The sequence below is a fragment of the Streptococcus sp. HMSC072C09 genome, from assembly GCF_001813105.1.
GTDB lineage: Bacteria > Bacillota > Bacilli > Lactobacillales > Streptococcaceae > Streptococcus.
Genome location: NZ_KV811506.1, coordinates 1 through 3758, shown reverse-complemented (window position 1 = coordinate 3758; position 3758 = coordinate 1). Strand labels below are relative to the sequence as shown.

Here is a 3758-nt window from a genome sequence, read left to right as displayed (position 1 = left end):
TTGACAATGATTCAGACGCTGAAACTGACTCGGAAGTCGATACCGATTCTGAGGTAGATGCCGATTCAGAGGTTGAGACTGACTCAGACGTTGACACTGATTCGGATGTTGATTCAGACTCTGATGTCGAAACTGATTCGGATGTTGACAATGATTCGGAAGTCGAAACAGATTCAGAAGTAGACACTGATTCAGAAGTCGAAACGGACTCGGATGCTGATACTGATTCCGATACAGAAACAGACTCGGAAGTCGACACCGATTCAGACGTTGATACAGATTCTGATGTAGATGCTGACTCGGATGTCGAGAATGATTCTGACGTAGACACTGACTCAGACGCTGATACCGACTCAGACGCTGACACTGATTCGGACGTTGAAACTGATTCTGATGTTGACACTGACTCTGCTGTTGACACCGATTCAGAAGTAGACACTGATTCAGATACAGAAACCGACTCGGACGTTGAAACTGACTCAGACGCTGACACTGATTCAGAAGCAGATACTGATTCCGAAACTTTCACAGATTCAGATTTTCTTGTCGATACAGATTGACTCGTTGAAGCGGATTGAGATTGAGAAACCTCCTTGCTCAACGATTGACTGCGAGATAAACTAGTTTGAGCTGAGACACTTGCAGAAGCTGATTGGCTTAGTGAAGCTGACAAACTTTGTGAGCGAACCGAGCTCAGTGACTGGCTTAATGAAACGCTCTGAGATTGCTTCGCACTTAAAGACTGACTGATCGATTGCGAAGTCTTCGTAGACGCACTCTGACTGTTTGATACAGACTGACTGTGATCGCTATCTGACAGTTTCACCGCTACGACATTGGTCGTACTATCTTTATAAGTAATGGTGACTGTACCATCACTATTAACCGTATAGGACTTAATCCGGTTGGCTACCTCTGGATTAACAGCCGACACAGCAGCAATCACCTTGCTCTTATCTGCATCAGTCAATGCAGTTAGACTCGTCACCTGAATAGTGCTTGTCGGCGCCACACCTGGCGTACGATCAGCGAGACGTCCTTGTGTAATCCGAATTTCACCCAAACCATTTGGGCGGTTCATATTAGACGCATTATCAATAGCTGCAACATTACGTTGCCATGTATTTCGGTAGGTATGGTAAAGATCATCCTTCAAATGAATGGTCGTTGTGATGGTTGCAGGGTTCGCACTGGTAGCCGTAATATCACCCGTGATAGGAGCAATATCACCTGTTCCATACTGGCTGCCACCAAAGAAATTCCCGTTCAAAGCATTGTCGTTCAGATCCGCTCGTGCAACGACTTTCATTTCTTTCAACTTGCCACTGTCATCAGTAGCTGTAAAGGTCACAACCGCATCATCACCAGCGTAAATAATATAATTCTTCCCACCACCTTCAAGAGGGGTTGATTTCGGTTCCACACCATTGACGGTCAACTTAGCCGTCACTTCAGGACGTGTGGCATCTGTTACAGCAACCATATTACTGGCATCGGAATAAACTGCATGATCACCATACAGAATGCGAGCTTTGGCTGTTACACCACCCGTTTGTAACTTAACAGTCGGCGTCACAATCGCTTGACCCGAAGCATCTGCCACAGCTGTTCCCACTTCATCGTCATTATTGTATAGAACGACTGTAGAACCTGGCTCAGCTCCTGTCACCGTTACAGGTGTCTGTGTGTAAGCCTTATCCAATAATCTCGTTTCAACAGTTGGTGCTGCAAGTCGCTTCACTGGAGCCGTCACATCATTTGTAGTGTTATCTTTATAGGTAATGGTCACCACACCAGATGATGAAACGGAATAAGATTTAAAGTCCTTTGAAGTGGCAATATTGGGGTTAGCAGTCTTAAACGCTTCCCAAATCTTCTCTTTTTCAGCCTGGGCCAAGTTAGTAGTATCATTGACAAAAGTCGCTGTCGTCACAGCCGTAATCGGATTACGAATGCCATCATTTTGCGGCAAAACCTGAATGCGTAGCGTTCGTGTCACTGACTGCCTAGCCGTATTGGTCACTACAAAAGAAACATTATAAATTTTCCCAGGCGTTACGACCTCTGTCTGCCCAACAGTTCCCATGATATTAAAGGCCACTGCACTATTTTTCAAGGCCGACGTCTGAGGCACATTGATGCCATTCACACGATCACTACCAGAAGCGTAAGCAATGCTTTTAATACTATTTCGTGTAGGAATGGTTTCCACAACATTATAAGCATAATTGAGGTAATCTGAATTATAGACAGAAATCAAAGTATTATTAGCTGGACCTAAATTATACTGAGGCGCACGGAGACTGGTATCAGCATCAATACGATTCCCGTTACGCGGATCCCGTTGGCCAGATGTCGCACGAAGCACAGCATTGACCAAGCGATTGCGAGCAATCTTTGCTTGGCTTTCCACGGCATCGATTTGAATTGCCGGATTGGACAAGCCTACACGAATAGCCTCTAAAGCCATATCTCCATTTTCAATAGCAGATTCTGTCCCAGGAATTTCCAGAGCCTGTGCCCGATAGGTATATAAATCCAAGGCCAAGACCTGCAGACGCTTCACCTGGTCTTCCGAGCGAGTGGTCTGAACTGCTGCTTCTTTCTCACTCGTTTCAGAAGTAGCTACATGAATAGCGTTATTCTCTGAGAGAGTGCTACTAGCAGTTTCTGATGTGGACTGACTCGCTGAATGACTAACAACATGAGATTCACTCAAAGAAACCGACTGAGAAAGTGAACTGCTTTCTGAAAGCAACTGACTGCCTGACTTCGAGAGTGATTCAGATTCGCTAGCAGACTGACTCGCTGACACAGAGTCTGTGGTAGACGTCGTCCCCAAAACAAGACTATCCGAACCCGCTACACCAGTCGATGGGCTGATTTCAGACCCAACAGTCGCATTCATCTCATTTTCCTCAGCAAATACTGGATTGGCAACCGTGGTCGCCCCAGCCAGAGCTCCTAGCACAACCAGCCCTTTGACCAGATCTGCAGGCATCGAGTGTGATGAGGCTTCGTATTGAACCACGATCTTTTCATCTACACCACCTCGCATGACACGAAATAGGCCTAACCGAGAAACAGATGCCCGTACCCAATTCTTTCCTGATTTGATTAATTTATAACGTGTGATTCGCTCCGTTTCGCGAAAATCACCCTTCGAACGTTTAAAAAACATGTCCGCTCCTTAAATTTTAGATATCAAGTTATTATACATTATTTTTTCCCTAATGTAACTAATTAAGACCATTTTCTGATACGAAAACAATACACAAAAAGAGAACCCGGAGGTTCTCTTTTTGGATCCTTTTTCATTGACCACATACCTGAAATGATCGAATCAAATTAGGATAGAAGATTATTTTTCATCTTCTTTTTTGCGACGACCAAGAACAGCCACTCCAGCAAGTCCTGCAACCGCTCCAAGAAGAGCTGATGTTACAGATGTTGTTTCACCAGTATTTGGAAGTGCTACAGATTCGCTGTGTTTTTGTGATCCATTTGCTGATTCTGATGTAGACAATGACTCTGAACCAGAAGCTGATTGACTCATTGAGTTAGAGTATGAACCACTAGCAGAAGTAGATCCTGATTGACTCATTGAGTTAGAGTATGAACCACTAGCAGATGTTGATCCTGATTGGCTCATTGAGTTAGAGTATGAACCGCTACCAGATGTTGATCCTGATTGTGATTGTGATTGGCTAACTGAAACTGAAGTACTTACTGATGTTGAAGTTGATTCAGACGCAGAT

2 protein-coding genes are annotated in these 3758 nt (G+C 44.5%); both read right to left on the bottom strand.

Features of this window, described 5'->3' with window-relative positions:
• A partial coding sequence (locus HMPREF2893_RS10095; protein WP_148131938.1) for an accessory Sec-dependent serine-rich glycoprotein adhesin occupies window positions 1-3181 on the bottom strand: 3181 nt, incomplete at its 3' end.
• Window positions 3182-3361: 180 nt separating this feature from the next.
• Window positions 3362-3758 (bottom strand): LPXTG cell wall anchor domain-containing protein (locus tag HMPREF2893_RS10755; RefSeq protein WP_141760640.1); only part of this gene is annotated, 397 nt, incomplete at its 5' end.